Below are 26,752 nucleotides of genomic sequence, written 5' to 3' on the forward strand. Positions count from 1 at the left end.
ACGCGGCAAGCGTCAATGTTCTTCGTACTGCGTGAAAGACGGGTCGGCGAGATCGGCAAAGCGGGTGAATTCCGACTGGAAAGCCAGCTTCACCGTGCCCGTCGGTCCGTGACGCTGCTTGGCGATGATGACGTCGGCCGTGCCCTTGACGCGATCGAACAGGGCTTCCCATTCCGCATATTTCGGATCGTTCGGATCGCGCGGCTCCTGGTTCTTCACATAATATTCCTCGCGGAACACGAAGAGCACCACGTCGGCATCCTGCTCGATCGAGCCGGATTCACGCAGGTCCGAAAGCTGCGGCCGCTTGTCGTCGCGGCTTTCGACCGCACGCGAGAGCTGGGAGAGTGCCACGATCGGAACGTTGAGCTCCTTGCCGAGCGCCTTCAGGCCGGTCGTGATTTCGGTGATTTCTTGAACGCGGTTCTCGCCCGACTTCTTCGAACCCGTCATGAGCTGTACGTAGTCGACGACCAGAACGTCGAGGCCGCGCTGGCGTTTGAGGCGGCGGGCGCGGGCCGCGAGCTGGGCGATGGAAATACCACCCGTCTGGTCGATATAGAGCGGCACTTTCTGCATCATCATCGAGCAGGCCACCAGCTTCTCGAAATCGGCATCGTTGATGTCGCCGCGGCGGATCTTCGAGGAGGAGACTTCCGTCTGCTCGGAGATGATACGGGTGGCGAGCTGCTCCGATGACATTTCCAGCGAGTAAAAGCCGACGACACCGCCATTCTTCGCCTTCATCGAGCCATCAGGCTGGACTTCGCCCTCGTAGGCGGCGGCGATATTATAGGCGATGTTGGTGGCAAGCGAGGTCTTGCCCATGCCGGGGCGGCCGGCAAGGATGATCAAGTCGGAGCGCTGCAGGCCGCCCATCTTGCTATCAAGCGAGTGGATGCCCGTGGAAATGCCGGAGAGGCCGCCGTCGCGCTCCTTGGCGACGGCCGCCATGTCGATCGCCAGTGCAACGGCATCATTGAACGACTGGAAACCGCCGTCGTAGCGGCCATTCTCGGCAAGCTCGAACAGCCGGCGCTCCGTATCCTCGATCTGCGTCTGCGGCGGCATGTCAAGCGGCGCGTCATAGGCGATGTTGACCATGTCTTCGCCGATGGTGATCAGCGCACGGCGCAGCGCCAGGTCGTAGATGGCACGGCCGTAATCTTCTGCATTGATGATGGACACGGCTTCGACGGCGAGACGCGCGAGATATTGCGCGACCGTCATGTCGCCGACCTTCTCGTCAGCCGGCACGAAGCTCTTGATGGTCACAGGGTTGGCGGTCTTGCCCATGCGGATGATATCGCCGGCGACCTCGAAGATCTTGCGGTGCAGCGGTTCGTAAAGATGGATCGGTTTCAGGAAATCGGAGACGCGATAATAGGCGTCGTTGTTGACGAGGATGGCACCGAGCAAAGCCTGTTCCGCCTCAATGTTATTGGGCGCTTCGCGATAATGCTGGTCGGCGGGAGCAATGGCAGCGAGCTTGCGCGCAGCTTCGTTCATTTTCCATCTCTTCATGCTTTAGGGTATCGACTGGTTTGCGATGATCTCGTGTCATGGTCAACCGTGCAAACGGGTGGCCATACCGACCTTTTAACGTTGTTCCACTCGTCCACAGGGACAAGTTTCTGCCACGTAAAAAATCCCTTGTGGCCACTTTGCAACGCAAAGATCGACACACGAATCACTTATGCAAACTATCCGTGGGGAATATTTTAGCCGGGTCTTTCGCTGCGCGCATCAACTGTTGCGGCTATCCTGCTTGAAAAACTGGGAAAATCCGGGTATTCCCCTTAAATTAGGGTAGGATGCTAATAATATAAAGTTGCAATAATGCCAGGTGCGCCATCAAGACAAGAACTCTTCGACGACCTCTCCGCGTTCAATCGCAAGCTGAGGGCAGCGTTTGACGCCCTCGTTCGAGAGCACGGCATGACCCTTTCCCGCGCGAGGGTTTTTCGCAAGCTCTCCCGCCGGGACGGAATAAATCAGAGAGAGCTTGCCGATGAGCTGGAGCTGGAAACGCCGACGCTCGTGCGCATCCTTGACGCCATGGAGGCGCAGAACTTCATCGAGCGCCGCGCCGCCGTATCCGATCGCCGCGCCAAACAGATCTTCATGACGGAATCCGGAAAAGTCGTTGCCGCCGAGGTTGAGGCACTTGCCACCAGTGTGCGTGCGGATATCTTGGAGGGGATTTCGGACGAGGATGTCGGCATGGCGCTGAAAGTTATCCGTGCCATGACTGCCAATCTTCAGAATATCGGCAAATCATGAGGTAGTGCATGAGCGGGGATCCGGGCCCGGTCGCCAATGCGGAAGCCAACGCCGTCCCACCCGCTCCACCGCCTATGCCGGGCTGGAAAGTGCCGCTCTATATTGCGGCATCCGTCATGTTCTTCCTGACGCAAGGCCTCGGTCTCAATCTCGCCTTCGCCAACCTTACGCAGATCCAGGGAACCATCGCGGCGACCACCACCGAATCCGCATGGCTTTCTGCTGCCTATATGGCGCCCAATGTCAGCCTCGCCATCGCGCTGGTGAAGATCCGTCTCCAATATGGTGTGCGCAATTTCGCTGAGGTCAGCATTCTCGGCTTCGTGCTTGCCTCGCTGCTCAATCTTTTCGTCTCCGACCTGCATTCTGCGATCGTCGTCCGCTTCCTGAGCGGGATTGCCGGCGCGCCGCTGTCGACGCTCGGCTTCCTTTATATGCTGGAGGCCTTCGAGCCGGCCAAGAAGATGACGATCGGCGTCAGCCTGGCGATGATGAATACGCTGCTTGCCGCTCCCATCACTCGCCTCGTGTCGCCCTCGCTACTCGATTATGGGGAATGGCGCGGCCTCTATACGCTTGAAATGGCATTGGCGCTCCTCGTCATGCCGATCATCTATCTGCTGCCGCTGACGCCGCCGCCGCGCGTCAAGGTTATCGTGCTGGGCGATATCTTCAGCTATCTTCTCGTGGCGATCGGTTTCGGCTGTCTTGCCGTCACCCTATCGGTCGGGCGCCTCTATTGGTGGCTGGAGGTGCCATGGCTCGGGGTCGTCCTGGTGATTGCTATCACGTCCCTGACCGTCGCCATCGTTGTCGAACTGAGGCGGTCGACGCCTTTGATCGACGTTCGCTGGCTGCTGCGTCCGGAAATTCTGCATCTGACGGCGATCCTTCTGGTCTTCCGCATTATTGCCGCCGAGCAGACCTCCGTCATCATGACCTTCTATCAGAACGCGGTCGGGCTGCTCTATGATCAGCTTTCCGTGCTGTATTGGATCATCCTGGCCTTCTCCATCATCGGGGGCCTCATCTGCACTGTCTTCATGAGCTACGGCTTCAGCTGGCAGATCCAGTTCGTCGCCCTCATTCTGATGGGCGTGGGCTCGCTGATGGATTCGCAGGTGACGAACTTGACCCGTCCCGAGCAGATGTATCTCAGCCAGGCCCTGGTGGCGGCCGGCGCGGCGCTCTTCTTGCCGCCATCCATGTCGGCAGGCTTCAAGGAGGCTATATCCAAAGGCCCGCCCTATCTGGTGACCTTCTTCGTCGTCTTCACCTTCACGCAGAGCATCGGCGGCCTCGTCGGCTCGGCCTTCTACGGCACGCTGATCACCATTCGCGAGAAGTTCCATTCGGCCGTCCTGACCGAGCGCGTGCTGCTGACGGATCCGCATGTGGCCACCCGCGTCAGCCAGCTTTCATCCTCCTATGGCAAGGTCATTGGGGATAGCGCGCTGCTGAAGGGAGAGGGGCTGGCGCTGCTCGGCGCGCAGGTCAGCCGCGAAGCCAATATGCTTGCCTATGGAGATGCGTTTTTTGTCGCCGCCGTAATCGCCTTCCTTTCTCTTGCCGGCCTAACTATCCATGTTCTCTTCCGTTTCGTCAGGGCTCGCATGGCCGAAGATCGGGTAGAGGTCGCGACATCCAACTCATGAGGATATGAAATAGCTCCATGTCGAGGCTCGTTCGCTCCCCAATCGAAGTCATCGCCGTTCTCGCCGGCATCGGCGGCGTCATGCTGGTGCTCTACGCCTGGCATCTGCCGCCGTTCAAAACCTCGGTCGAGACCACGGACGACGCCTATGTCAAAGGCTATGTCACGACCATCAGCCCGCAGGTCAGCGGCTATATCACCGACGTGCCGATCAAGGACTACAAGCTCGTCAAGGAAGGCGATGTGCTCGCCCAGATCGACGACCGCATCTACAAGCAGAAGGTGGCGCAGGCCCACGCGACGCTGGACGGACAGAAGGCCGCACTCGCCAATTCGCAGCAGCAGGAGCAGGCCGCCAAGGCCGGCATCGTCTCCAGCCAGGCGCAGATCGACAGCGCCAATGCAGCGCTGAAGCGTGCCCAGCTTGCCTTCGATCGCGTTACGACACTCGTCTCCAGAGGCGTCTCGACGACAAGCGATTCCGAGCAGGCGCAGGCGACGCTGCAGCAGGCGCAGGCATCGGTCAATCAGGCAAAGGCCGCTCTCGATGTCTCCCAGCAGAACCTGACGACGATCATCGTCAACCGCGCTTCGCTGGAAGCCGGTGTCAGCGGCGCGGAAGCGGCCGTGCAGCTTGCCGATATCGATCTCGACAATACGACCATCAGGGCGCCGCAGGACGGACGCGTCGGCGAGATCGGCGTGCGTCTTGGCCAATATGTGACGCCCGGCACGCAGCTGATGAACCTCGTTCCGAAGGACGTCTGGGTCATCGCGAATTTCAAGGAAACGCAGCTTGATGGCATGAAGCTCGATCAGCCCGCCACGATCTCCGTCGATGCGCTCGGACATCGCAAGATCAAGGGCCGCATCCAGCGCTTCTCCCCGGCCGCTGGATCGGAATTTGCGGTCATCAAACCCGATAATGCCACGGGCAATTTCACCAAGGTCGCCCAGCGTCTCGGCGTCAGGATCAAGATCGAGGATGGGCAGCCTCTGGCGGATCAGCTGGCGCCCGGCATGTCCGTCGTCGTTTCGATCGACAAGGATTCGGCTCCATTGCCGGAGCCCAGGACCGGTGACTGAAAATCCGGCTTTGTCCTGTGCAAGGCAGGATATTGCACCGAGCTTTATACTATAACCGCGCCGATCCTTACCCCTGAGGCGCGAAGCCTCGAAGGGCGAGGATGGCTCGTCATTCCAACTAATAAAAAAGCCTGGGCCGCAAGACCCAGGCTTCTTCATTCGCAATCCTACGAAGGCTTGACGATCAAGCTTCTTCGTCGCCGTCGCGGTCAGCTTCCGGATCGAAGAAATCTTCCGGACGCAGGGCGTCTTCGTCAACGCCGTAGATGGCGTCGGCGGAGGTGAGGGTTTCGCCCTTGGCCTGACGCTCGGCTTCTTCAGCGGAGCGTGCAACGTTGAGTTCGATCGTGATTTCGACTTCGGCGTGAAGGCCGATCGTGACGTTGTGCAGGCCGATAGCCTTGATCGGCGTGTTCATGTGAACCTGGCTGCGGCCGACGTTGAAGCCTTCGGCGGCGAGGATTTCGACGACGTCACGGGCAGCGACCGAACCGTAGAGCTGGCCGGTTTCGCCAGCCGAGCGAACGACGATGAAGGACTTGCCGGCGAGAACGTCGGCAACCTTCTGGGCTTCGCTCTTGCGCTCGAGGTTGCGGGCTTCGAGCGTTGCGCGCTCGGCTTCGAAACGAGCCTTGTTGGCGGCATTGGCGCGCAGTGCCTTGCCGAGCGGCAGCAGGTAGTTACGGGCAAAGCCGTCGCGAACCTTGACGGTTTCGCCCATCTGGCCGAGCTTGGAGATGCGTTCGAGGAGAATGACTTCCATTTTCGTTGTTCCTTTCGATGTCAGATTTTCGTGTCTTGTTTGGGTGTGTCGGCATTCTTGTTCGGGGTCAGCGATATCGCCTTGCGGGTATCGTAAAGACCGAGAATGAGAACGATGAAGAGCGGCAGCGTCACCAAGAAGCATACCAGGTAGCAGAGGATCAGAACCGGCAGACGCCAGTCCTTGCCCCGCGTCCGGTAGTGCAGCGAAGCAAAGCCGGAAACGATGAAGCCAGCGCCGAAGGCGCCGAGCACGGCGGCGGCGATGAGGCCGAGTACGCCACCGAAGAAGATCGCAACGATCACCGCGAGAAAGACGAAGATTGCATTGCGGTTCATGCGCAACGCCGAGGGAATGTCCTCGCGCGGGCGTAGATTGTGGCTCGAAGCCGCAACGATACGTGTCGCCACGTAATAGGCAGCCAGCAGCATCATAACCCAGATCATGCCCCAGGCGATCGGGATCATGTAAAGCATTAGCGACTTCATCTTCACGATCGCAGCCGGATTGAGCTGAAGATCGGGAGACTGCTGGTTTACCGCGGCCATGTAGGCGTCGACGACCTGGCCCACCAGATCGGCACCGTAGCCCATGACCGCTCCGGCGACGATGATGACGATGGCGGCGAGACCGCACAGGTGCAGCATGATGTCGGAGAGCGGATACCAGGCCATCAGATTATCCGGGCCTCCGAGTTCGGAGGCGGGACGCGCCAGATTGGCGAGATGGCTGAGCCATGCAGGGATCAGCGTCAGGAGAACGACGAAGAGCCCGAAATAGACCGACTGCGTAACGGTTCCGACGATGCCGGCGACCACGACGGCAACGATAACTGCCATATTGCCCCAGCCGAGGCCGACGATCAGGATCGGGAGAGCGGAAAGTGCGCCGAACAGGATGAACAGCAATGGCTGCACCGTCGCGCCATACACGAGTAGGGCGGCGGTCAGGCCGGCGAGCGCGCCGATGCCAAGCTCTTTTGCGTTCAACTTTTTCACGTCGCTGTCCTGCTTCGTATCGAGCAGTTAGAGGATGCCTTCGCCACACGGGCCTGAAAGCTTATCCCCAACATGGGGTTTCAAGGTTCCGATCCGCGCCCATCGCGAAAGGGAGAAGGGAAGGCATCGCTGCCTTCCCTCTAATTCATTCTGCGTCAGACGCTATTAAGCGACGACGTAGGGCAGCAGGCCGAGGAAACGGGCGCGCTTGATCGCCTGGGCGAGTTCACGCTGCTTCTTCTGGGAAACGGCCGTGATGCGGGAAGGAACGATCTTGCCGCGCTCGGAAATGTAGCGCTGCAGGAGACGAACGTCCTTGTAGTCGATGCGCGGCGCATTGGCGCCCGAGAATGGGCAGGTCTTGCGGCGGCGATGGAACGGACGGCGGACCGGTGCGGAAGAAACTTCAGACATCTCTCAAATCTCCTTATACGCGGTCTTCGCGCGGACGGCGCGGACGGTCTTCGCGGTCACCACGGTCCGGGCGCGGACCACGATCGCCGAAGCTGCGCTCCGGGCGGTCGCCATCGCGGCGGGGACGGTCGTCACGGTCGCGCTTCTGCATCATGGCCGACGGGCCGTCTTCGTGCTGCTCGACAGCGATCGTCATGTAACGCAGGACGTCTTCGCTGATGCGCATCTGGCGTTCCATTTCCTGGATCGCGGCGGCCGGAGCATCGATGTCCATCAGGGCGTAATGAGCCTTGCGGTTCTTCTTGATGCGGTAGGTGAGGGACTTGAGGCCCCAGTTCTCGATACGCCCGACTTTACCGCCGTGAGCTTCGATGACACCCTTGTACTGTTCTACGAGGGCGTCGACCTGCTGAGCGGAAATATCCTGCCGGGCAAGGAATACATGTTCGTAAAGAGCCATGGATAGCTTTGCCTTTCTTGCGTTGGTCTGAACCCGATATTCGGCGGCTAAGCCTCAACGACTGCTCCTGAGAGGGTGAACCCAAGCAAGAAAAGCGTTTCCGAGACGGTCGAGAGCGGAGACACGGGAGGCTGGAACGCTTCCGTTCCGAACGGTTCCCTTCTCGGAAACCGGCCCTCCGTTCAGCCACCAGCCAGAAGACCGGGTTGCGAACAGGGCGGCTTATACGGATTTTTCTTCGAAAGGCAAGGGTAGGGGCGAAATTATACCGTTTTGCCCGTGAGCGGCGTCGATGCTTGGGCCAAATCGCGAGCTCCCATCCGCCGCAGCGTTGCACCCGCCGCGCTCTCCCATATGATGGAATGCGAATTGCAGCAACAGGGACGGTTCATGCGCATCTTTCTCGTTCGGCACGGCGAATCCCTTGGCAATATCGACGACCGCGCCTATCGGCAGTTCGGCGATCATAATGTGCCCTTGACGGAATGGGGGTATCGACAGGTGCTGGAAGCAGGGCAGGCGATATCAGCCTCTCTGAAAGAGCTGCCATCAGCCGAATTGCGCAAGCTGAGCGTCTGGTATTCGCCCTTCCTGAGGACGCGGCAGAGCAAGGATGCCCTGCTGGAGGTTCTGCCCGCCGAGCTCATCGGAGATACCAGAGAGGATTATCTCCTGCGTGAGCAGGACTTCGGCCTCTTCACCGAAATATACGATCATGCCGAACAGAAGCGGAAATTCCCCGATGAGTTCGAGAAATGGGCAAGGCTGCGCAACAATAACGGCAAGTTCTACGCCCGGCCGCCGGACGGCGAGAGCCGCGCCGATGTCGCCCAGCGTGTCCGTCTGTTCCTGCAGACTGTCATGCACGACGCCGAAAACGGAAAGAACAATGTCATCATCGTCGGCCATGGCGTGACCAACCGGGCCTTCGAGATGAATTTCCTGCATCACCCCGTCGATTGGTTCGAGCGCTCGGACAATCCCGGAAATGCCGATGTCACCTTGATCGAGGGGCGGAGTCCGGAAGGCTATCGCTCGATCCTGCTTCATAAGTCCGTGGACCGTGTGAAAGGGCAGGAGGAACTGCGCGAGGCCTATGGTTCCGAATTGGCGATTGCGCCGAAGGCGGAGTAATCGGCCGCTTGCCGAAAGCACGGCTTTTTCCCGCTGCCATATGAGCCTGCTCTTAATTTCATCGGCAAGGCCAATCTTTCGAATGTGTGTTTGCAATCACGGCTTGTGAAACGGCCGGAGCTGTGGAATTCATGGCTTGGCTGCAATGGGGGTGGGCTGTGAAGAAAAGCTTTGCTTTGCTGAGTTTTGCTCTGGGTTTCGCCCTGCTTGCGCAAGATGCAGCGGCTCGGCTGAGCTACGACGTTCTAACTGCGGATGATGGCATTACCTATATTACGGTCGTTGGCAGCTTCGAGGCTGACGATGATTTGAGCCTATTCCGCGAAAAGGCTGTTTCCAGCCACGCTGACTACGTCGGCTTCGACAGCGGCGGTGGAAATGTCTACAAAGCATTGGAACTCGGCCGGCTGATTAGATCTCTGGGGCTCAGCACACTCGCTGTAAGAAGCGCCGAATGCTCCTCGGCTTGTTCCCTGTCATTTCTTGGCGGAGTGGGCCGTTTTGCCCACCCGGGCTCGATCGGCGTTCACAAGTCTTCGTTCAGCGATACGAAAGGAATGGATGTCGAGACTGCCGTAGCAGCCGTCCAACGGCAGACCGCTGACGTGATTGCCTATATGAACGAAATGGGCATCGACCCTGGCTTGCTGCAGCTTACGCTCAAATATGACAGCAACGATATTCGTTATCTGTCATCGAGCGAAATGACACAGTTTCGGGTAACGACCGTGTCATACCAAGAGATTCAGGAGTTCGCAGCAAAGTCGTCGTCCAACAATGCTCCGGCAGCGAGTGCTGAAGCGCGTAAGGCAACTCAGCCACTGAACGAGGAGTCGCCGCTTCTGCAAGTTCCAATCCCGAGAAACGGCATTGTTCAAGACGACGCAGGAGCGGCCCTGCTGAAGACAAGCCGAAACATGAGCGCCAAGACGATTGCGACTTTCCCGAATGGGAGCGAGTTGACGATCAAGAAGAGCATCGGCGACTGGTATCGTGTGTCGATCGGCAAAAAGTCCGGCTATATGCTTCAGACGTCGGTGTGGGTGCGCGAGTTCGAAGAAAATCGCTTTGGCAAACAATATATCCAAATATTCGTCGATCCCTCGTTGCAGACAGCCATACAGTTGGCCAAGGGGGCAAACCCTCCCATGGCGATCCATTTGACCGCGCAGGGGCGGTATGCCCTTACCATTAAGGACGTCTACGACAAAAATATCGCTCCGCTGGTATATCGACACCTGATAGGGAGTAAAAAAATCCCTCTCAATGCCATCATCACTCATGGCAACGACTACGTTCGCGAAATCTGCTGCAGTGCTTCCGCTGTAACGGCCGAATAAACGGGCAAACTTGCCCGTTTATTCGTTTTGAATCCTATCGACAGGCTTCTCACATCGGCATCGGATATTTCCGGTGCACCTGCTCGATCTCGGCCAGTGCCTCCTCGGGTAGCGTCACATAAGCGGCGGCCACGTCGGTTTCGAGCTGCGCCATCGTCGTCGCGCCGATGATGACGGAAGTCATGAAGGGCTTGGTGAGGCAATAGGCCAGCGCCAGTTTCGACGGGTCGATACCGTATCTGGCGGCGATTTCCAGATAGGCCTTGACCGGCGGTTCCTGTAGCGGCTGCAGGCGGCCGCCGATATCGAGATTGATCGAGCCGCGCGAGCCGGCCGGACGGGCACCGCCGACATATTTGCCGGTAAGAATGCCGCCGGCGAGCGGCGAATAGGCGAGCAGGCCGATATCTTCGTGATGCGAGAGCTCCGCCAGATCGAGGTCGAAATGCCGGTAGAGGAGGTTGTATTCGTTCTGCGTGGTGGCGATGCGCGGCAGACCCTTCTGCTCGGCGATCGTCAGATATTTCTGGATACCCCAGGTCGTCTCGTTGGAGAGGCCGACGGCGCGGATCTTGCCGGCCTTTACCAGCTCGCCCATCGTCTCCAGGATTTCGATGATCTCGGCGATGACTTTCTCGCGATCCTGGTTGAAGGGGTTATAGCGCCAGTTCTGACGGAAATGGAAATGGCCGCGGTTCGGCCAGTGAACCTGATAGAGGTCGATATAATCGGTCTTCAGCCGCTTCAGGCTGGCGTCGACAGCCGCATTGATATTGGCGGCGTCCGGACCTTGTCCGCCGCGCAGATATTCGCGGCCCGGCCCGGCGACTTTGGTGGCGAGCACCACATCCCCACGCTTGCCGGTCTTCTCGAACCAGGTGCCGATATATTCCTCGGTGCGGCCTTGAGTCTCCGGTCCCACAGGCGTCGTCGGATACATTTCGGCGGTATCGAAAAAATTAATGCCTTTCTGGACAGCATAGTCCATCTGTTCATGCGCTTCGGCCTCGCTGTTCTGCGTGCCCCAGGTCATCGTGCCCAGGCAAATCTGCGAAACGGAAATATCGGTGCGGCCTAATCTCTTATATTTCATGGGAAAACCTTGGGGATGGGAGAAGGTCAAAATGAATGAGGTCGCGCAAATTTAGGCTCGATCTGAGCGAGCGCAAGAAAAAAATCATTGCACTTCGCGGGCGCAAAAGCCTGTGGCAGCGGGGCTTGCACTATTGACTCCGCTGCAAACAATGTCATTGGGAAGCAAAACGACCCCCAAAAGGACGCTTTATAATGACTATTGCTTTCACATTTCCCGGCCAGGGCAGCCAAGCCGTCGGCATGGGCAAGGATCTTGCCGACAATTTCGCCGAGGCGCGTGCCGTCTTCGAGGAAGTCGATGAAGCGCTCGGTGAAAAGCTCTCCGACGTCATCTTCAACGGCCCGGAAGACAAGCTGACCCTGACGGCCAATGCGCAGCCTGCGCTGATGGCGGTGTCGATGGCGGTTATCCGTGTACTGCAAGCGCGCGGTCTGGATCTGAAGAGCAAGGTCGCCTATGTCGCTGGCCACTCGCTCGGTGAATATTCCGCCCTTTGTGCCGCCGGCACCTTCTCGCTTGCTGACACGGCACGCCTGCTGCGTATCCGCGGCAATGCCATGCAGGCGGCAGTTCCCGTCGGCGTCGGCGCCATGGCCGCGATCATCGGCCTTGAACATGCCGATGTCGTCGCCGTTTGCGAGGAGGCTTCCGCACTCGGCGCCTGCCAGATCGCCAATGACAATGGTGGCGGCCAGATCGTTATCTCCGGCGAGAAAGCCCCGGTCGAAAAGGCGGCGGAACTTGCGACCGCCAAGGGCGCCAAGCGCGCCATCCTGTTGCCCGTCTCGGCACCGTTCCATTCCGCTTTAATGGCACCTGCCGCGGACGCCATGCGCGAAGCGCTTGCCGGAGTTGCCAAGATCAATCCGGTCGTGCCTGTTATCGCCAATGTTAAGGCAGCTCCGGTTACTGACGCCGATGAGATTGCGAGGCTGCTGGTCGAGCAGGTTACCGGTCAAGTGCGCTGGCGCGAGACGGTGGAGTGGTTTGCCGCCAATAATGTGACAACATTGTATGAAATTGGCGCCGGCAAGGTGCTGACGGGTCTTGCCCGCCGCATCGACAAGTCGGTCAACGGCATCGCCGTCAACAATGCTGCAGATATAGACACGGCGCTTGCCGCATTGCTTGCCTGATACATTCAAGGAACGAGGGACACACATGCTTGATTTGACCGGCCGCAAGGCCCTGGTAACCGGTGCCTCCGGTGGCATTGGCGAAGAAATTGCCCGGCTCCTGCACAAGCAGGGCGCCATCGTCGGCCTGCACGGCACGCGCGTCGAAAAACTCGAGACGCTGGCCTCCGAGCTCGGCGATCGCGTCAAGATCTTCCCCGCCAATCTGTCGGACCGTGACGAGGTTAAAGCGCTCGGCGCCAAGGCTGAAGAAGAGCTCGGCGGCGTCGATATCCTCGTCAACAACGCCGGCATCACCAAGGACGGCCTCTTCGTGCGCATGAGCGACGAGGACTGGGACGCTGTGCTGGAAGTCAATCTGACCGCCGTCTTCCGCCTGACGCGGGAGTTGACCCATCCGATGATGCGCCGCCGCTACGGCCGCATCATCAACATCACCTCCGTCGTCGGCGTGACGGGCAATCCGGGCCAGGCGAACTACTGCGCCTCTAAGGCAGGCATGATCGGCTTCACCAAGTCGCTGGCGCAGGAAATCGCAACGCGCAATGTCACGGTCAACTGCGTTGCCCCCGGCTTCATCGAAAGCGCGATGACGGGCAAGCTGAATGACAAGCAGAAGGAAGCCATCATGGGGGCGATCCCCATGAAGCGTATGGGCACGGGTCAGGAAGTCGCTTCTGCCGTTGCTTATCTCGCTTCCTCGGAGGCGAGCTATGTCACGGGGCAGACGATCCATGTCAACGGCGGCATGGCGATGATCTAAAGGAATTGCTGTTGGGGGGAACTTTCCCGCCAATAGCATGTTGAGCAACCCGGAGCCGGCTATTTTCTGGCTTTGCGACGGACTTAAACCGTGTTAAGCGGGCCATGACTGTGAACAGTCGTCCGGAAAATTCAGGCGGACTGGGCCACATTCAAGGCGCTGGACCGGATCTCAATGCCGGGTTGAACGGGTTTGCCAGCGGCGTCGGAACAGATGCTGCAGGTTTGAATTAGGGTAGGGATGTCACAAGGCATTCTCATCAGGATATAAGGTCGAGGAAACCGACATGAGCGATATCGCAGAACGCGTAAAGAAAATTGTTGTTGATCATCTTGGCGTTGACGCCGACAAGGTTGTTGAAAGCGCAAGCTTCATCGACGATCTGGGTGCGGACTCGCTCGACACCGTCGAACTGGTCATGGCCTTCGAAGAAGAATTCGGCGTTGAAATTCCGGACGACGCTGCCGACTCGATCCTGACGGTCGGCGACGCGGTAAAGTTCATTGAGAAGGCTCAGGCCTAATCTTTCGCGCTTTTTGACGGGGCGGGCTGAAGAGTCCGCCCTATTTCGTCCGGCGACGCCGGACGAAGCAAGCTTATACGCATATCATCATAAAAAGACGGGGGTCTGCGGGCGATGAGACGTGTCGTTATCACGGGTACCGGCATGGTATCACCTTTGGGCTGTGGCACTGAGGTGTCTTGGACGCGTTTGCTCGCTGGGCACAACGGCGCACGCCTCGTGACCGAATTCGAGGTCGAAGACCTTGCGGCAAAGATCGCCTGCCGCATTCCTGTCGGCGACGGCACCGACGGCACGTTCAATGCTGACGATTGGATGGAGCCGAAGGAGCAGCGCAAGGTCGATCCCTTCATCATCTATGGCATGGCGGCCGCCGATATGGCGCTGGCCGATGCCCATTGGCACCCGGAAACGGATGAGGATCAGATTGCAACAGGCGTCATGATCGGCTCGGGCATCGGCGGCCTCGAGGGCATCGTCGAAGCCGGCTATACGCTGCGCGACAAGGGGCCGCGCCGTATTTCGCCTTTCTTTATCCCCGGTCGTCTCATCAATCTCGTTTCGGGCCAGGTCTCGATCCGCCATAAGCTGCGCGGACCGAACCATGCCGTCGTCACGGCATGTTCAACCGGCGCGCACGCGATCGGCGACGCTGCTCGTCTGATCATGCTCGGCGATGCCGATGTCATGGTGGCAGGCGGTGCCGAAGCTCCGGTCTGCCGCATTTCGCTTGCAGGCTTTGCTGCCTGCAAGGCGCTGTCGACAGACTTCAACGATACGCCGCAAAAGGCCTCGCGCCCCTATGACCGCGACCGTGACGGCTTCGTCATGGGCGAGGGCGCCGGCATCGTCGTTCTCGAAGAACTGGAACACGCCAAGGCGCGCGGCGCCAAGATCTACGCAGAAGTCGTCGGCTACGGCCTCTCGGGCGACGCCCATCATATCACTGCCCCGTCCGAGGACGGCGAAGGCGCTTTCCGCTGCATGACATCAGCGCTGAAGCGCGCCGGCCTGACGCCTGCCGATATCGACTACATCAATGCCCATGGCACATCGACGATGGCCGATACGATCGAACTCGGCGCTGTCGAACGGCTGGTCGGCAATGCCGCGTCGAAGATCTCCATGTCGTCCACCAAGTCGGCAACCGGTCATCTTCTTGGCGCTGCCGGTGCCATCGAAGCGATCTTTGCGACCCTCGCCATTCGTGACAACGTCGCCCCGCCGACGCTCAATCTGGACAATCCGGAGCGCGAGACCGCCATCGATCTCGTTCCGCACAAGGCCCGCAAGCGCGAAATCAACGTCGCGCTGTCGAACTCCTTCGGCTTCGGCGGCACGAATGCGTCGCTTGTCCTGCGCCGTTATGAGGCTTAATAACAACGCGTAACTGTTGGGGTGAGGGTGTGGCAATCTCGCCCGCACCCTTGATTGTTGCTGCGCCTTCGTCTTTCTCGGGAATGTGGTGCGGGAACGCCTGATCGGTCGAAGTCGGAGCCTCGAGCTCCGCCTTATCTTCTGAACCTGCTTTTTGCCGCATTGCTTGGCCAAAGAGCAGGCAATCACAAAAAGGAAGGGATTGCCGGTGAGCGATACGAACCAGAGCAACGGAACTCCGAACGGGCAGAAAGGACCGATTATCCCGAAATCGGCGAATGAAGCCCTGCGTCCGGAGCGTGTTCCGGATCCGCCGAAGCGTTCGCGCAAGGCCCGCAGCCAGATGGTCATCTTCCTGAACTTTCTGATGACGCTTGCGGTTTTCGTCGCCGTTGCCGCCATCGGCGGCGCCTATTACGCGTTTTCGATCTATCAGGGTCCCGGTCCTCTGACGACCAACACCAATTTCATCGTGCGCAATGGTGCTGGCCTCAGCGAGATCGCCAACCGCCTGGAATCCAATAACATCATCACCGATCAGCGCATCTTCCGCTGGTTGACGGCCACCTATCTGCATGATGGTGAAACGCTTCGCGCCGGCGAATACGAGATCAAGGCCGGCGCTTCCATGAAGGACATCATGGAGCTGCTGAAGTCCGGCAAGTCTATCCTCTATTCGGTTACTTTGCCGGAAGGGCTTACGGTGCGGCAGATGTTCAACAAGCTGCAAGCTGATGTCGTGCTGGAGGGCGATCTGCCGTCGGCCCTGCCGCCGGAAGGCAGCCTGAGACCGGATACCTATAAGTTCACGCGCGGCACCAAGCGCACCGAAATCGTTCAGCAGATGGCGGCGGCACAGGCCAAACTGGTCGATCAGATTTGGGAGAAGCGCGATTCCAGCGTCCAGCTGGCGAGCAAGCAGGATTTCATCACGCTGGCTTCCATGGTGGAGAAGGAAACCGGTGTGGCGGACGAACGCGCCCATGTCGCTTCCGTCTTCCTGAACCGGTTGAGCAAGGGTATGCGCCTGCAGTCCGACCCGACGGTCATCTATGGCCTCTTCGGTGGTGAAGGAAAGCCGTCCGATCGCCCCATCTACCAGTCCGACCTGAAGAAGGACACGCCCTATAATACCTACCTCATCAAGGGCTTGCCGCCGACGCCGATCGCAAATCCGGGCAAGGATGCTCTGGAGGCCGTCGCCAACCCCTGGAAGACGCAGGACCTTTATTTCGTGGCGGATGGCACCGGTGGACATGTCTTCGCCGCAACGCTGGACGAGCACAATGCCAATGTCAGGCGCTGGCGCAAGCTGGTTGCCGAGAAGGGCGAAGATCCCAGCGCCATTGCCGTGGATGGTCAGCCTGACGATGCTGCCGTAGCCCCCGGTTCGGGCGCGCAGCAGAAGAAGAAGACCAACTAATCCTCGCCGCGCCGTGGTCTGCATAGAGTGCCCGGCGCGGATTCGCTTTACATTGGCCCGTAATCCGAAGATTTTCGATGGATTGGGGACAGGAACTATCGGAGGCTTGCATGGCGTTGCAGTCCATGACCGGCTTTGCCCGGCGTGAGGGAACGAGTGGTCGTGGCCGCTGGGCATGGGAACTGCGCTCGGTAAACGGCAAGGGCTTGGATATCCGCCTGCGCTTGCCGCCGGGTCTGGAGCGCCTCGAAACTGACGTCCGCAAGTCGATCGCGGATCGGCTCTCGCGCGGCAATCTTCAGGTCAGCCTGTCGCTCTCGGTGGAAGAAAGCCGTATCGAGGTCGTCGTGAACCAGGATGCGCTGACGGCGGTCCTGGCACTGCGCGATCAGCTGGCCGGCATCGTGGATCCCGCTCCGCTGCGCCTGGAAAGCCTGATGGCTGTTCGCGGCCTAGTGGAATTCAAGGAAGCCGAGGAAGACGAGGACGCCGTCGCCGCGCGCGACGCAGATATCATGGCTGGCCTCGAGGCGGCACTCGCCGATCTCCGCGACATGCGCCGGCAGGAAGGTGATGCACTCGGCAAGGTTCTGCTCGGTCATGTCGCGACGATCGAGGCGCTGACATCAACGGTCGAGCGCGATCCGTCCCGTTCCCCACAGGAAATTGCCGCGAGACTGGCGACGCAGGTTTCGATGCTTCTGGACGGCTCGTCGGGCCTTGATCGTGACCGTCTGCATGCGGAAGCTGCCCTTCTCGCCACCAAGGCCGATCTGCGCGAAGAGATCGATCGCCTGAAAGCGCATGTGGCCGCGGCGCGCGATCTGATCTCCAAGGGCGGCCCTGTCGGCCGCAAGCTCGATTTTCTTGCACAGGAATTTAACCGGGAATCGAATACCATCTGTTCGAAATCGAATGCAGCGGCCGTGACTGCCGCCGGCATCGAGCTGAAGGTAGTCATCGACCAGTTCCGCGAACAGGTCCAGAATTTGGAGTAGGCCATGAAGCCGGCGACATCCACATCCATTCCGATCGCCCGCCGGGGGTTGATGCTAGCCATCTCCTCGCCGTCAGGAGCCGGCAAGTCGACGATCGCGCGCACACTGCTCGACAAGGACAAGCAGGTGAGCCTCTCGGTCAGCGTCACGACGCGGCAGCGCAGGCCGAGCGAAATCGAAGGCGTGCACTATCATTTCGTCTCGCAGCGCGAGTTCGAGCGCCTTCGCGATTCCGACTCCCTGCTCGAATGGGCCGAGGTACACGGCAATTTCTATGGCACGCCGCGCGAGCCCGTGGAGACGGCGATGTCGGAAGGCCGCGACATGCTCTTCGACATCGACTGGCAGGGCGCCCAGCAGTTGCAGGAGAAGATGCCGGCTGATGTCGTCTCCATCTTCGTGCTGCCGCCGACTATGACCGAACTGCAATCGCGGCTGCACCGCCGCGCAGAGGATTCCGAAGAGGTCATCGCCATGCGTCTTGCCAATTCCCGGGCCGAGATCGCTCACTGGCGCGAATACGATTATGTCATCGTCAATGACGATCTGAACATTGCTTTCGATGCGGTTCAGTCGATCGTCAAGGCCGAGCGCCTGCGCCGCGACCGGCGGCATGGCATGTTCGATTTCGTCCGCGATCTGCTGGAAGAGACGCCGAAGCTGTAAAGCTGATTACAGGCAATTCGCCAGCTGGCAGAATTCTTCCACCGAAAGCGTTTCGGCGCGGCGCTGCGGGTCGATATCGGCCTTTAGCAGTAGGGCCTCGCCGCCAAGCGGCTTCAAGCTCTGTCGCAGCATCTTGCGGCGCTGGCCAAAGGCGGCTTGGGTTACCTTCTCCAGCTTGTCGACGGCGCAGGGAATGGGGTTTTCCCTCGGCGTCAGATGCACCACGGTCGAGGTCACCTTGGGCGGCGGCGTGAAGGCCTGTGGCGGCACGTCGAAAGCCATGCGTGCCTCTGTCCGCCAGCCGCAGAGCACGCCCAGCCGGCCATAATGATCGTCATCCTCCTGCGCCACGATCCGCTGGCCGACTTCCTTCTGGAACATCAGGGTCAGGGACTGCCAGAAGGGTGGCCATTGCGCCGGCAGAAGCCAGTTCACCAAAAGCTGCGTCCCGACATTATAGGGCAGGTTGGCGATGATCTTGACCGGTCCTTGCGGGGCAAGGGCGGTGAAATCCGTCTTCAGCGCATCGCCTTCGATAACTTCGAGCCGGCCCGGATAGTGATCGGCAATTTCGGCCAGCGCCGGCAGACAGCGCGCATCGCGCTCGACGGCGATGACCTTGGCCGCCCCGAGTGCCAGGATGGCGCGCGTGAGACCGCCCGGCCCAGGCCCGACCTCGAAGACGGTGACCCCTTCGAGCGATCCGGCTGCGCGCGCGACCTTCTGAGTCAGATTGAGGTCGAGAAGGAAGTTCTGGCCGAGCGCCTTGCGCGCATCGAGGCCGTGGCGTTGGATTACATCGCGAAGAGGCGGCAAGCCATCGAGAGCGGCCATCAGGGATCGTTTCCGGTCTTGCTGCTGATTTCGCTGGCCAGCTTCAGCGCGGCGACAAGGCTGTCTTCCTTGGCAATACCCTTGCCGGCGATGCCGAAAGCCGTGCCGTGATCCGGAGACGTGCGGACAAAGGGTAAGCCGAGCGTGGCATTGACGGAATCGTCGAAGCCGAGCGCTTTCGCCGGGATCAAGGCCTGATCGTGATACATGCAGATGGCTACATCGTAACGTCGACGGGCGTCGTCATGGAACATGGTGTCGGCGGGCAGGGGCCCGAATGCGTCGATGCCCTCGGAGCGGAGCCTGTCGATCGCAGGCCGTACGATTTCGTCGTCTTCCTTGCCAAGCGCGCCATTCTCTCCCGCGTGCGGATTGAGACCGGCAACGGCAAGGCGCGGCTTGGAGATGCCGAAACGGACGCGTAGGTCGTGATCGGTAATCCGGCAGGTTTCGGCGATCAGATCAGAGGTCAACGCTTCAGGCACCGCCTTCAGCGGAATATGGATGGTGACTGGGATCGCGCGAAGCTTGGGACCGGCAAGTAGCATGACCGGCATGACCGGCTTTCCAGTGGCGCGCGTTGCAAGATCCGCCAGGAATTCGGTATGGCCGGGAAAACCGAAACCGGCATCATAGAGCACCGATTTGGCGATCGGATTGGTCACGACTGCGGATGTCCGGCCACTCATGCTAAGGGAAACGGCCGTTTCGATGGCGGCAATCGTGCCTTTTGCGGTCGCCACATGCGGCTGGCCGGCGATGACATCCATGCCAGCTTCGATCGGCAGGATCGGCAGCGCATCGGGAAAGATATTGCAGGCATTCGCCGGATCGGCAGTCGCAAGCGGTACGGTCAGGCCGAGCTGAGAAGCTCGCGCCGCAAGCACGGCGGCATCGCCAAGAAACAGGAAGGGCGGCAAATCCAGCTCGCCGCGGCGAAGCCAGGCGGCGAGGGTGATGTCGGGACCTATGCCAGCCGGATCCCCCTGTGTGAGCGCGAGGGGGAGGGAAGAGCGCGGAGGCATCGTCAATCAGCGATAGACGATCTGCGCCTTTGAGCGCAGCTCATCCATATACTTCTTGTCATTGGCACTCACACCCGTTGCCTTGTCCTTACCGATATCCTCGGCACGGAACACGGCAGCGGCGGCGACGTCATCATTCACCTGACGTTGCGAGCAAATGGCGACATATTCGACGCCGCGATCGGTTACGATCGGCGTGGTCGTGTTGCCGGAAGCCTTCTCCAGGAGCGGCTTCCACATTTCCGGAACTTCTGGTGCAAGGACGCGGCCAAGGTCCTGGACGGAGACGTCACGCATGGTCGCGGCGAAGACCTTTGCCTGGTCGCAGCCCGGGAACTTCGACCGCGATGCTTCTGCTTCCGCCTTGCGCTGGTTCAAAATGGCGTTCCGCTTCGCAGCCGGAACGACGAAGACGATCTGCTTCAGGAAATATTCCGTCGTGACCGGCTTTGTCTTGTTTTCTGTCATGCGCGTCACGAGATCGTCGTTCGACATGCGGCTTCTTGCGCCGAAACGTGCATTGACGACCCGCGGCCAGCTCATGGAAACGGCGATATAGGATTTGAAGTGATCGACGCCCACGCCAGCCTTTTCGAGAATCTGGCTAAGCTGTGCCGGTGTCATCTTGTTGCTGGAGGCGAAACGACCGAAGGCGGCATCGACGTCCGTCGTCGAAACGGACATGCGCAGGCGGGAGATCTCCGCGCGCTTCAGCGTTTCGTCGACGAGCTGCTCTTTGGCAAGCTTGTTCAGATCGCCTTTCTGGCGCTGCAATTTGAGGAAGGCGACGCGCCTGGCTATGTCGCCGGATGTGATTACCTGGCTATTGACGAGGACCTTCACTTCGCTTGCTGCGAAAGCAACATCGCTGCTCGGTACGGCGAAGCTTGCCATAACCAAGGCTGCGGCTCCGAACAACAGAGCGCGCATCGGTGTCTTTCCAGAAAACATCAATTACCCCTTCCCAAAGGTATTTCCTGCCAGCATGGCGCCGTTTTGCTATGCCTGTTGCGCAGTACGGCAACTTCGCGCCACATGTCTACATCAAGCGCGATGAATTGCAAAATCCTTGCGGCGAAACAATGACGCCGGCAGCGGCCAACCGCATCCATGCAAAAGAGCCGGCGATGAAGCCGGCTCTCTGCAGTTTCGATTCAGATCAGAATGTTGCGTCCTGAACGCTGCCGAGGTTGACGTCGCCAAGCGTACGGAAGGTCAGGCGAGCGCCGATCGACCAATTGGTGGCCGAACTGGCTGTCGAATCCTTCTTGTCGAGGAATGACACGGTGAAGATCGTGCATTCGTCCTCATAGGAAAGGCCGACGCCCTGGCGAGTGATCTCATTGCTGTTGAGATCATAGCTGACCGTGCCGAAGACGGACCAGTATTCCTTGAACTTGATCTGCGCGCGCGACTGGATTTCGTCCTGATTGCTGGTGAAACCATATTGCGGCTGGGCCGCAATATGCGTGTAGATCAAGGATGTCTGGAACACATCGTTCGAGAAGCCGACTGCCGTATCCCCGCGACGGAAGGCGAAATCCTTCTCGTCGAAGCGGTAGGACTGCGACAGCGAAATGCCCTGCGGTGTCGTCAAGCCGAACATGGTGACATAGTCAGAACGGGTGGTTTCAAGTCCCGAATCCGAACCTGCACCGACCAGATCGTCGGTCGCAAAGGAGTTGCGTCCCGCGAGCTGATAGGACTGTCCGAAAATATGCTGCAGTTTGTAACCGCTGTCGAAGCTGGCGGTGTAGCGCCACCCGACATTGGCACGCGTGCCGCCTTCAATGCGGTCGAAGCCTGAGAACTTGTCACGATCAAACAGGTTTGTCGCATCGAAGACAAAGCTCTGGGCGTCTTCATTCGGAAGCCGCCCGGCAAGCTGCTCGTCCGGGCGCACATAGATCTGTGCGATCGGCTCGAACACATGGGTGCTGTTGCTCGTCGTAATGAGGAACGGATACTTGGCTTCGAGACCCAGGGTCGCCATGCCGCGCGCGGCATAGTCGCTGTTGTCATAATTGCCGGAGTAGGTATTGGCCGCCGGCCCGTTCATGTCCAGGCCGTAGACGTCGCCGCGAAGTGCTGCCAGCGGCGTCAAAACAAGGCCCTGATCCGTAGCGAAGGTACGCTGCCACTGCAATTCGGTGCTCAGACGCGTATAATCTCCGGAAAGACCGAGGTAGCGGTCATTCAGATTGGCGTCGCCGAGATTTGCGACATTATCGAGCACAGACGTCTTATCACGCGACAGATGCGTGAAATTCATCGTTGCCGACAGCTCGCCTCCGTAAACCGAGTTCGGATCGACATAGTGATAATCGACGCTCGGATAGACATATGCCTGCTGCTTCTGCGCCGTGGCGTTATCGTCTGTGTCCTGCACGTTATAGTAGAAGGCGCGCATATCGAAGAAATTGCGCTTTCCGATGCCGGTCAGATAGGCTTGGTTCGTATGGGTGCTCTGGTTGAGACCATCCAGGCCATAGGTGCGCGAGAAGTTATTATCGCTCTGCGCCATGACATCCCAGCCGAAAGTCCAGCGAGGATTGATCCTGAAATCTGCCTTGGAGTTGATCATGCCGCGCGTTTTGTGCTCGGCATCGGTCGTGCCGGCCGTGAAGGCGTCCGGATTCATCTGGCTGATGCCGGCAACACGCAGGGTGTGAGTACCGTTCTCGAAGCGCTGGCGGAATTCACCTTGGAGCAGCAGACCTTGATTGCTGTAGCCCGTTGCGGTGACCGTCGCATCCATGCTCGGCGAGATGACGTAATAATAGGGAACCGTTACACCGACGCCGAGACGCTGGGAAACAGTCACCGACGGAAACAGGAAGCCGGACTTGCGCTTGACCGTATTGTCGGGAACCGTGACCCACGGAACATAGGCGATCGGCTGTCCGAACAATTCGAAACGGGCGTGCTCGAGACGAATCGTGTGTGTCACGCCGTTCTGGACGACTCGCTGTGCTTTGACCTGCCACAGTGGCGCGCGGCCTTGCTCGGAACAGGCCATGCAAGCGGTATAGACGCCTTTTGTGAGAATCAGCTGATTGCCGCCGACCCGCTCGCCCTTTTCGGCGACCATACGGGTGTTGTCGGGCATTTCTATACGCAGAGCGTTGACGAAACCGTCGGAGAAGCTGTCGGTGACGTCCATTTTGTCACCGTACATGCGATTGCCGTCCGGGGTGATCAGCTCGACATTGCCGAGAGCCGTCATCCGCCCGGATTTCTGATTATATTCAACCTTCTGGGCGACCATTCTATAGCCGCCATAGTTGATCTGGACCGCACCCGTCGCCGTAACGATCTGCGTATCCTTGTTATAGACCAATTCGTTGGACGAAAGGACTAGCTTAGAGCCTTCCGGCACCTTCACCTTGATAGGGGAGGTCGCAGCGCCGGCGCCGCCATTATTGGGGTTGGCATTATTATTATTGGCCTGGGCGTAAGCGACGACCGGACTCAAAATATATGCACACGCGGCCGTGCCCGTAACGAGGGCAGCCACATACTTTCTGATACTCTTGCGGTTGCCTGCCGCCACTTAGCCGTCCTCCTGATGAAGCAGGATCGTTGCCCCGAATGCCAATGCGACGATCACGGGTATCCATGCCGCCACGTAGGGAGGAACCACTCCGCTGCTCCCGAATGCCTTTACAAGCACGGTGACAACATAAAGCACGAAGCCGGAGAGGATTCCACCCAGAATCACAGAGCGCGATTGATTGAATCTACTGAATTTTAGGGACACGGTTGCCGCAATCAGAGTCATTGCCACGAGAAGGAATGGCTGTGACAGCAGCGAATGAAACTGTGTCTCAAGTGCGTTGGTCGAGATGCCGAAGGAGCGTGCGACCTTTATTCGATTAGAAAGATCATAAAAAGCAATGGTTTCCGGTTGCGCCAAACGTTGCGAGACGAAATCCTGTTTCAGATTCGTACGGACCTGTGTCGAATTTTTGTGATCCGGAATTTCACCCGGCCGCCGTTCGACAACATTGTTAAGAAGCCAGTAACCATCTTCCAACTTTGCCGAGTCCGCATCCTGTCGCAGGACGATATTTCCCTGTGAATCGAAGTGGATAAACACGACGCCCGTCAGGGTCGTTCCGTTATTCAGAATGGCCTTTGCACCAATGATCGTGTCGTCTTTTCCGTTGGACTGGCGCAGCCACGGAATCGAAAGTGTATTGCGATAGGACGGGTCGCCGCGCAGGTCGGCTTCGATCGCTTCGGCATGTCGCTGGCCCCATGCTGCTACCGGATTGAGCGCAAGCATGGTCAGAAGCCCGACGCAGAAAGCTCCCATCAGGAAGGGCGTCATGAACTGCCAGACGGAGATGCCGGCAGCGCGTGCGATAACCAGCTCGCGGCGGCGATTGAGGGCGATCAGTACCGTCATGCCCACGAAGAGCGCGATGAACGGCACCGTCTGCTGCAGGATGAATGGCAGTCTGACCGCCGTCATCAGCAGGCCGATGGAGACGGTATATCCGGGCAGACCGGCAAGCCGCCCAGCGGTCTCGCTGAAATCGACGAGATAAACGATCGAGAGGACGCCGAGGAAGAACCAGAACGTCGTCACGATGTAACGCGTGAAGAAGTAGCGCCCGAGCGTGCCGAAAATCATGCACCGCCCCCGTTCGAGCTGCCTGGTGCGGTCGGCATGCGGTCCTGAACTCTTTGCCGCCAATTGCTGAGGCGGTTGCGGATCGAGACGGGCATCGTCATCTTCCGGTTCCGCAGCAACAGGATGAGTGCGATAAGCGCCGCGATGATATTGATTGCGTAGAGAACGCCGATGAATTTGGCTGAATGGTCGATCTGGTTGGCAGCGTAGAAATCCGCCCAGCGCAACGCGAAGGACAGCGTCAGCGCCGATACCATCGGATGTAGCCGCGCCTCGCGATGTGATCGCGCATCACCGGCGATAACAAGCGATATCAACGCAAAGATTGCCGGCAGCGCCCAGTCGTTGAGGCGGCGATGCAATTCGGCGCGGTAATCGCCAGGTCTTTGCTTGTAGTCCGGATCGTTCGTATCCGGATTGAACAGGAAGCCAAGGCTGCGGTCGCTGGCACGCGCATTTGCCTGGCCGCGGCTTTGCGTCATATCCGACAGGTCGAAGGAGTAGGAATCGAACTTGATGACCGAGACGCTGCCATCGGGCGTCTTGCGGTGGACCTCGCCATCCTTCATCAGCAGCGACGTGCCGCTCGGATCGACGGCGCCTTCCTTGGCATAATAGATAAGGTCAAAGGCGGGGTCGCGGGAATCGACCACGAACAGCCCCTTGAGGATTCGTCCCGAAAGGCGCTGCGAGATCTGCACATAGAGCCCATCCTCGATGCGCCGGAAGTTCTTCTCTTCGATCACGGTGGACAGAAGATCGGCATAGGCTTCGGCCACCATCTGGCGGGCGGCGACACGCGCTCTCGGCTCGACGACATTGTCCACGAAAAAGGAGAAGACGCTAATCGCAATGGCGAGAATCATGATCGGGCGGATGATGATGCTGCGCTTCGCGCCGGCAGCTTCCATGACGGTCAGCTCGGAATCGCTGTTCATCGCCGTCAAGGTCTGCGTGATGCCGATGACCAATGCGAAAGGCAGAACGATCGGGATGATCGTCGGCAGGATGAGTGTCGCGAGCTTCGCAAACGAGCCCATCGACTGGCCGCTATCGGTCACGAGATTGATGCGTTGCAGGACCTGGGTGGTCCAAATAATGGCGAGCACTGGCAGCAGCGCTACCAGGAACATCATACCGACACGCCGTACGATATATGTCTCGAATAACTTCATGCCGGCCCTTAAACGCAACAGCTGCCGAACGAGCCGACAGAGATTCACCCTCCTCTACGCTGTTTACGTTTTTTTGGCGACAACCAACTCGAAAAAAAATCGTTAATTTTCCGAGATTCTTCTGTCGTGTGTCGTTTGGGATAAAGCGAGCAGCGCGGCGAATATGACAAGCGAGGAAAGCCAGCCGAGTACGGCGTCGGAGAGGTAATGTCCGCCAAAAGCGACCCGAAGCGCGGGGATGAGGATCGAAACGGCCGCGATCGGCAATGCGGCAGCCGATCGGTACGGCTGCGGGATGATGAGGATCAGGCAGAACAGCCAGCCCGCAGCCGCCGCTTCGCCTGAAATGAACGAACAGTTGCTGACACATTTTCCGGCGAAGGATCCCGCATGGACGAAGTCGAGCGTGCCGCCGAAGAGGTCGGTCTGTCGTGGGCGCGGGCGCCCGGAGAAGGCTTTCAGCCATAGATTGACGATCAGCACGGGCCCCAGGAGCAGGGAGCCGAGCGCAACCTTGAGATTGCGGGCTCTCAGCGCGTTGAAGGTTGCGCCGTGATCCTGCCAGCATCTGAGAAGCATCCAGAGCAGCACGAGGGCGAAGACGTAAGGTAGCTGAAAGAATATTTCCCGCAGCAGGCGCATGTTCTGATCGCCGCTATAAGGGAAAATACCGCAGATCTGATCGGACTTGCCTCCGAGGCATTGCTGCGGTTGGAAAAACATGGTCGCGACGCCGAGATCGATCTGTGGAAACAGTGAAAACAGACCCAGCAAAGCCCACCAGAGACAGAAGAGAGCGATGAAGGCATCACCTGCCGTGCGCGGCCGTAGAATCTCTGGAAAGCGGTCTTCGCGATTGAGGCTGTTGAAATCTATGATCAAGGCGGCTTTCCGACAAGAATTGCGCCGCCGAGGCGGCTAAAACACCATCGCGTATAGCCTAGCCTCGCTAAATGACAGGGATT

26 protein-coding genes are annotated in these 26,752 nt (G+C 59.1%); 13 read left to right on the forward strand and 13 right to left on the reverse strand.

The features are described 5' to 3' along the window. Nucleotides 1-12: 12 nt before the first annotated feature. Complete coding sequence (locus tag I8E17_RS04145) at nt 13-1,509, reverse strand: replicative DNA helicase (protein WP_069616180.1); 1,497 nt, start codon at nt 1,507-1,509, stop codon at nt 13-15. Between the two features lie 330 nt (nt 1,510-1,839). Between I8E17_RS04145 and I8E17_RS04150 the strand changes: the two genes are divergently transcribed. Genes I8E17_RS04150 through I8E17_RS04160 form a run of 3 tightly spaced genes read left to right on the forward strand, consistent with a single transcriptional unit; the run spans nt 1,840 to nt 5,023 of the window. Next, complete coding sequence (locus I8E17_RS04150; protein ID WP_069616181.1) at nt 1,840-2,283, forward strand: MarR family transcriptional regulator; 444 nt, start codon at nt 1,840-1,842, stop codon at nt 2,281-2,283. 8 nt (nt 2,284-2,291) lie between these two features. Then, entirely contained in the window at nt 2,292-3,938 is a 1,647-nt protein-coding gene (locus tag I8E17_RS04155; RefSeq protein ID WP_229002077.1) for an MFS transporter, read from the forward strand. Nucleotides 3,939-3,955: 17 nt separating this feature from the next. Then, nucleotides 3,956-5,023 carry an HlyD family secretion protein gene (locus I8E17_RS04160; protein WP_069616183.1) on the forward strand — a complete coding sequence of 356 codons (1,068 nt, stop codon included), beginning with the start codon at nt 3,956-3,958 and terminating at the stop codon, nt 5,021-5,023. 184 nt (nt 5,024-5,207) lie between these two features. Here I8E17_RS04160 and rplI read toward each other — a convergent pair whose 3' ends face one another. The 4 genes from rplI to rpsF all read right to left on the reverse strand — a co-directional run bounded on the left by rplI (nt 5,208) and on the right by rpsF (nt 7,658). Beyond that, entirely contained in the window at nt 5,208-5,786 is a 579-nt protein-coding gene (rplI, locus tag I8E17_RS04165; protein WP_069616184.1) for a 50S ribosomal protein L9, read from the reverse strand. A gap of 20 nt (nt 5,787-5,806) precedes the next feature. After that, nucleotides 5,807-6,784 carry a DUF2232 domain-containing protein gene (locus I8E17_RS04170; protein ID WP_069616185.1) on the reverse strand — a complete coding sequence of 326 codons (978 nt, stop codon included), beginning with the start codon at nt 6,782-6,784 and terminating at the stop codon, nt 5,807-5,809. A gap of 165 nt (nt 6,785-6,949) precedes the next feature. Continuing rightward, nucleotides 6,950-7,198 carry a 30S ribosomal protein S18 gene (rpsR, locus tag I8E17_RS04175; protein WP_004122103.1) on the reverse strand — a complete coding sequence of 83 codons (249 nt, stop codon included), beginning with the start codon at nt 7,196-7,198 and terminating at the stop codon, nt 6,950-6,952. 13 nt (nt 7,199-7,211) lie between these two features. Further along, complete coding sequence (gene rpsF, locus I8E17_RS04180) at nt 7,212-7,658, reverse strand: 30S ribosomal protein S6 (RefSeq protein ID WP_069616186.1); 447 nt, start codon at nt 7,656-7,658, stop codon at nt 7,212-7,214. A 390-nt stretch (nt 7,659-8,048) separates the two neighbouring features. Here rpsF and I8E17_RS04185 point away from each other — a divergent pair, with 390 nt between their 5' ends. Next, nucleotides 8,049-8,792 (forward strand): phosphoglycerate mutase family protein, encoded by a 744-nt coding sequence (locus I8E17_RS04185; protein WP_069616324.1) that lies wholly within the window; start codon nt 8,049-8,051, stop codon nt 8,790-8,792. 131 nt (nt 8,793-8,923) lie between these two features. Next, complete coding sequence (locus tag I8E17_RS04190; protein ID WP_113366348.1) at nt 8,924-10,132, forward strand: hypothetical protein; 1,209 nt, start codon at nt 8,924-8,926, stop codon at nt 10,130-10,132. 49 nt (nt 10,133-10,181) lie between these two features. Here the strand turns inward: I8E17_RS04190 and I8E17_RS04195 are convergent, their stop codons facing one another. Further along, entirely contained in the window at nt 10,182-11,225 is a 1,044-nt protein-coding gene (locus I8E17_RS04195) for an aldo/keto reductase (RefSeq protein WP_113366349.1), read from the reverse strand. A gap of 194 nt (nt 11,226-11,419) precedes the next feature. On the opposite strand from I8E17_RS04195, the gene fabD reads away from it, so the two are divergent. From fabD to gmk, 7 genes are all read left to right on the forward strand, one after another. After that, complete coding sequence (fabD, locus tag I8E17_RS04200) at nt 11,420-12,364, forward strand: ACP S-malonyltransferase (protein ID WP_069616189.1); 945 nt, start codon at nt 11,420-11,422, stop codon at nt 12,362-12,364. 25 nt (nt 12,365-12,389) lie between these two features. Next, a complete protein-coding gene (fabG, locus tag I8E17_RS04205) occupies nt 12,390-13,127 on the forward strand; it encodes a 3-oxoacyl-[acyl-carrier-protein] reductase (protein WP_047627181.1) in 738 nt (245 codons plus the stop codon). 286 nt (nt 13,128-13,413) lie between these two features. Then, the gene (locus tag I8E17_RS04210) at nt 13,414-13,650 is read left to right on the forward strand and encodes an acyl carrier protein (RefSeq protein WP_004122114.1); all 237 of its coding nucleotides are present in this window, start codon (nt 13,414-13,416) and stop codon (nt 13,648-13,650) included. Between the two features lie 114 nt (nt 13,651-13,764). Beyond that, the gene (gene fabF, locus I8E17_RS04215) at nt 13,765-15,027 is read left to right on the forward strand and encodes a beta-ketoacyl-ACP synthase II (RefSeq protein ID WP_069616190.1); all 1,263 of its coding nucleotides are present in this window, start codon (nt 13,765-13,767) and stop codon (nt 15,025-15,027) included. A 208-nt stretch (nt 15,028-15,235) separates the two neighbouring features. Next, nucleotides 15,236-16,450 carry an endolytic transglycosylase MltG gene (gene mltG / locus I8E17_RS04220; protein WP_069616191.1) on the forward strand — a complete coding sequence of 405 codons (1,215 nt, stop codon included), beginning with the start codon at nt 15,236-15,238 and terminating at the stop codon, nt 16,448-16,450. Between the two features lie 110 nt (nt 16,451-16,560). Then, complete coding sequence (locus I8E17_RS04225) at nt 16,561-17,448, forward strand: YicC/YloC family endoribonuclease (protein ID WP_069616192.1); 888 nt, start codon at nt 16,561-16,563, stop codon at nt 17,446-17,448. A 3-nt stretch (nt 17,449-17,451) separates the two neighbouring features. After that, nucleotides 17,452-18,114, forward strand: a complete 663-nt coding sequence (gene gmk / locus I8E17_RS04230) for a guanylate kinase (RefSeq protein ID WP_069616193.1) — start codon at nt 17,452-17,454, stop codon at nt 18,112-18,114. A gap of 6 nt (nt 18,115-18,120) precedes the next feature. On the opposite strand, the gene rsmA is transcribed toward gmk, so the two are convergent. From rsmA to I8E17_RS04245, 3 genes are read right to left on the reverse strand one after another with little or no spacing between them, the layout of a single operon-like run. Then, nucleotides 18,121-18,948 (reverse strand): 16S rRNA (adenine(1518)-N(6)/adenine(1519)-N(6))-dimethyltransferase RsmA, encoded by an 828-nt coding sequence (gene rsmA, locus I8E17_RS04235; RefSeq protein ID WP_069616194.1) that lies wholly within the window; start codon nt 18,946-18,948, stop codon nt 18,121-18,123. Further along, complete coding sequence (gene pdxA / locus I8E17_RS04240) at nt 18,948-19,973, reverse strand: 4-hydroxythreonine-4-phosphate dehydrogenase PdxA (protein WP_069616325.1); 1,026 nt, start codon at nt 19,971-19,973, stop codon at nt 18,948-18,950. The genes rsmA and pdxA overlap by 1 nt, the downstream gene beginning before the upstream one ends. 6 nt (nt 19,974-19,979) lie before the next feature. Further along, nucleotides 19,980-20,867 carry a peptidylprolyl isomerase gene (locus I8E17_RS04245; protein ID WP_229002101.1) on the reverse strand — a complete coding sequence of 296 codons (888 nt, stop codon included), beginning with the start codon at nt 20,865-20,867 and terminating at the stop codon, nt 19,980-19,982. A 38-nt stretch (nt 20,868-20,905) separates the two neighbouring features. Between I8E17_RS04245 and I8E17_RS04250 the strand changes: the two genes are divergently transcribed. Further along, nucleotides 20,906-21,151: a hypothetical protein gene (locus I8E17_RS04250; RefSeq protein WP_141720156.1), complete on the forward strand. Its 246-nt coding sequence runs from the start codon at nt 20,906-20,908 to the stop codon at nt 21,149-21,151. Here I8E17_RS04250 and I8E17_RS04255 read toward each other — a convergent pair. The 4 genes from I8E17_RS04255 to I8E17_RS04270 all read right to left on the reverse strand — a co-directional run bounded on the left by I8E17_RS04255 (nt 21,133) and on the right by I8E17_RS04270 (nt 26,669). Then, the gene (locus I8E17_RS04255; RefSeq protein WP_069616196.1) at nt 21,133-23,526 is read right to left on the reverse strand and encodes an LPS-assembly protein LptD; all 2,394 of its coding nucleotides are present in this window, start codon (nt 23,524-23,526) and stop codon (nt 21,133-21,135) included. The genes I8E17_RS04250 and I8E17_RS04255 overlap by 19 nt on opposite strands. Next, a complete protein-coding gene (gene lptG, locus I8E17_RS04260) occupies nt 23,527-24,612 on the reverse strand; it encodes an LPS export ABC transporter permease LptG (protein WP_069616197.1) in 1,086 nt (361 codons plus the stop codon). It abuts the gene before it with no gap. Continuing rightward, nucleotides 24,609-25,787, reverse strand: a complete 1,179-nt coding sequence (gene lptF / locus I8E17_RS04265) for an LPS export ABC transporter permease LptF (RefSeq protein WP_069616198.1) — start codon at nt 25,785-25,787, stop codon at nt 24,609-24,611. The genes lptG and lptF overlap by 4 nt, the downstream gene beginning before the upstream one ends. 102 nt (nt 25,788-25,889) lie before the next feature. Continuing rightward, entirely contained in the window at nt 25,890-26,669 is a 780-nt protein-coding gene (locus tag I8E17_RS04270; protein WP_069616199.1) for a phosphatase PAP2 family protein, read from the reverse strand. Nucleotides 26,670-26,752: the final 83 nt, after the last annotated feature.

Origin of the sequence: Rhizobium sp. AB2/73, assembly GCF_020871915.1 — a bacterium.
GTDB lineage: Bacteria > Pseudomonadota > Alphaproteobacteria > Rhizobiales > Rhizobiaceae > Rhizobium > Rhizobium dioscoreae.

Bases quoted from the DNA above. Each gene is read 5' to 3' on its own strand.
- I8E17_RS04145 (WP_069616180.1), bottom strand. From the start codon at position 1,509: ATGAACGAAGCTGCGCGCAAGCTCGCTGCCATTGCTCCCGCCGACCAG.
- I8E17_RS04150 (WP_069616181.1), top strand. From the start codon at position 1,840: ATGCCAGGTGCGCCATCAAGACAAGAACTCTTCGACGACCTCTCCGCG.
- I8E17_RS04155 (WP_229002077.1), top strand. From the start codon at position 2,292: ATGAGCGGGGATCCGGGCCCGGTCGCCAATGCGGAAGCCAACGCCGTC.
- I8E17_RS04160 (WP_069616183.1), top strand. From the start codon at position 3,956: ATGTCGAGGCTCGTTCGCTCCCCAATCGAAGTCATCGCCGTTCTCGCC.
- rplI (WP_069616184.1), bottom strand. From the start codon at position 5,786: ATGGAAGTCATTCTCCTCGAACGCATCTCCAAGCTCGGCCAGATGGGC.
- rpsR (WP_004122103.1), bottom strand. From the start codon at position 7,198: ATGTCTGAAGTTTCTTCCGCACCGGTCCGCCGTCCGTTCCATCGCCGC.
- rpsF (WP_069616186.1), bottom strand. From the start codon at position 7,658: ATGGCTCTTTACGAACATGTATTCCTTGCCCGGCAGGATATTTCCGCT.
- I8E17_RS04185 (WP_069616324.1), top strand. From the start codon at position 8,049: ATGCGCATCTTTCTCGTTCGGCACGGCGAATCCCTTGGCAATATCGAC.
- I8E17_RS04190 (WP_113366348.1), top strand. From the start codon at position 8,924: ATGGCTTGGCTGCAATGGGGGTGGGCTGTGAAGAAAAGCTTTGCTTTG.
- I8E17_RS04195 (WP_113366349.1), bottom strand. From the start codon at position 11,225: ATGAAATATAAGAGATTAGGCCGCACCGATATTTCCGTTTCGCAGATT.
- fabD (WP_069616189.1), top strand. From the start codon at position 11,420: ATGACTATTGCTTTCACATTTCCCGGCCAGGGCAGCCAAGCCGTCGGC.
- fabG (WP_047627181.1), top strand. From the start codon at position 12,390: ATGCTTGATTTGACCGGCCGCAAGGCCCTGGTAACCGGTGCCTCCGGT.
- I8E17_RS04210 (WP_004122114.1), top strand. From the start codon at position 13,414: ATGAGCGATATCGCAGAACGCGTAAAGAAAATTGTTGTTGATCATCTT.
- fabF (WP_069616190.1), top strand. From the start codon at position 13,765: ATGAGACGTGTCGTTATCACGGGTACCGGCATGGTATCACCTTTGGGC.
- I8E17_RS04225 (WP_069616192.1), top strand. From the start codon at position 16,561: ATGGCGTTGCAGTCCATGACCGGCTTTGCCCGGCGTGAGGGAACGAGT.
- gmk (WP_069616193.1), top strand. From the start codon at position 17,452: ATGAAGCCGGCGACATCCACATCCATTCCGATCGCCCGCCGGGGGTTG.
- rsmA (WP_069616194.1), bottom strand. From the start codon at position 18,948: ATGGCCGCTCTCGATGGCTTGCCGCCTCTTCGCGATGTAATCCAACGC.
- pdxA (WP_069616325.1), bottom strand. From the start codon at position 19,973: ATGCCTCCGCGCTCTTCCCTCCCCCTCGCGCTCACACAGGGGGATCCG.
- I8E17_RS04245 (WP_229002101.1), bottom strand. From the start codon at position 20,867: ATGGCAAGCTTCGCCGTACCGAGCAGCGATGTTGCTTTCGCAGCAAGC.
- lptG (WP_069616197.1), bottom strand. From the start codon at position 24,612: ATGATTTTCGGCACGCTCGGGCGCTACTTCTTCACGCGTTACATCGTG.
- lptF (WP_069616198.1), bottom strand. From the start codon at position 25,787: ATGAAGTTATTCGAGACATATATCGTACGGCGTGTCGGTATGATGTTC.